This window comes from Microvirga tunisiensis (genome assembly GCF_009296175.1).
GTDB lineage: Bacteria > Pseudomonadota > Alphaproteobacteria > Rhizobiales > Beijerinckiaceae > Microvirga > Microvirga tunisiensis.
Window position 1 is genome coordinate 1 of sequence record NZ_VOSK01000670.1, and the last position, 1,809, is coordinate 1,809.

1 protein-coding gene is annotated in these 1,809 nt (G+C 47.3%); it reads left to right on the top strand.

The features are described 5' to 3' along the window. Nucleotides 1-884: 884 nt before the first annotated feature. Entirely contained in the window at nucleotides 885-1,472 is a 588-nt protein-coding gene (locus FS320_RS42685) for a RolB family protein (RefSeq protein ID WP_192926423.1), read from the top strand. The last annotated feature ends 337 nt before the right edge of the window (nucleotides 1,473-1,809 follow it).

Below are 1,809 nucleotides of genomic sequence, written 5' to 3' on the forward strand. Positions count from 1 at the left end.
TATCCTGCCAACTACCAATCAATAATCTGCGAAGCAGATATCGCTCACAGGCAAATCAGAGCATAACTCAACAACACGTCACATTCTTTCCAAGAGACTGAACACAAACAGCCTTTCATTAAAACAGACTTGGCTTATTCATTATCAAAAGACGACAGTACAAAACGACAAAGCACAGGAAATGGTAAAGACTGGACAATAGACTAGCCGGTTACAACTGACCCCTACGAAAGCAAAGGAATTCCAAAACATACATGACACATTCTAAACAGGAATATCAATTCCCCATAACAGGCCAAGTCCAACGCTAGGAGTGAATGCGAAAACAGACTCAGAGGGATGTCGCAAAGATATAACGATTATCTTGAACGTACCCTTCTGCCAGCACAACAGGCGTACGCAAGGGTAATGGGCCCCCAAACCAAATAAAGCTGACAAAGCCATATATCCTGCCAACCAAATGGGCCCCAACCAAATAAAGCTGACAAAGCCATATATCCTGCCAACCAAATGGGCCCCAACCAAATAAAGCTGACAAAGCCATATATCCTGCCAACCAAATGGGCCCCAACCAAATGGGCCCCAACCAAATAAAGTGTAGAATCCTGCCAACCAAATGCTGACAGAGACGTTTTGGCTCTCGATTGGCCTGTCCCTGTCTGGGATTGCGGTCCAATCAGGACGAACGAACTCTACGCTTCTGCAAAGGTCAATCGTGTGCCTTTATAAACCCCATTATGTCTTTTCTCCATCCCTCACAACCACACCTACCTTGCTCTGCTCTCCTCCCCAGCCTCTCCTCTCCGTTTCATTCCTTCATCTCATCTCTCACTATGGCCTTCGAGCTATATGACGGCCCCTCGTATACGGGCGCAGTGATTACCGTGGACAACACCACTCAACGACAGACGCTGAGGCATGAACTCGCGGTGTGCCTCACCATCAACTATGAGTCGTTCCGTCTAACTCGTACATTCAATCAAGCCGCTTACGCCTTGACCGTAGTGGCTAATCTGCAGAGCATTTTGCCAGCACGCCGGGCAAGGCTACTAGAATTCGCGACCACCGCGTGCATGAATGAGCCGAGTGAGGACCGCTTAGAGCTGATCCAGCAAAGTACGTTTTTCCTGTACCTCTATGTGCCGGAGGACGTTGCGAGAGGATGCCTTGAATCGCAGAGTCTCGCTCCTATTCCTGACTACCTACGCATCCCCGACGGTCAAGACCATAAACTGCTGGCAATGAAAACCAAACCGTACGGTTATACTTCTGTACAGGCAATTGTGCAAAAATACCACAACGCTGGATGCTATGGGGTCAGCAACGCCGACATTGATTTTTTTATCGCTGTTCCCAAGACTAGTTGGTTCGATAATACCGAAGATCCCGATGTGTTTACTCGAAGCGGCCGGTTTGGCCCGTTTGATATAGTGGCTATCGGACGGTCGATGCTTTCTGAGCAGGAAGACTAGCGGTGTTTCCGAGGATAGGGCCTCCGCCATCGTTGGACTTGGCCTGTTATGGGGAATTGATATTCCTGTTTAGAATGTGTCATGTATGTTTTGGAATTCCTTTGCTTTCGTAGGGGTCAGTTGTAACCGGCTAGTCTATTGTCCAGTCTTTACCATTTCCTGTGCTTTGTCGTTTTGTACTGTCGTCTTTTGATAATGAATAAGCCAAGGCTGTTTTAATGAAAGGCTGTTTGTGTTCAGTCTCTTGGAAAGAATGTGACGTGTTGTTGAGTTATGCTCTGATTTGCCTGTGAGCGATATCTGCTTCGCAGATTATTGATTGGTAGTTGGCAGGATA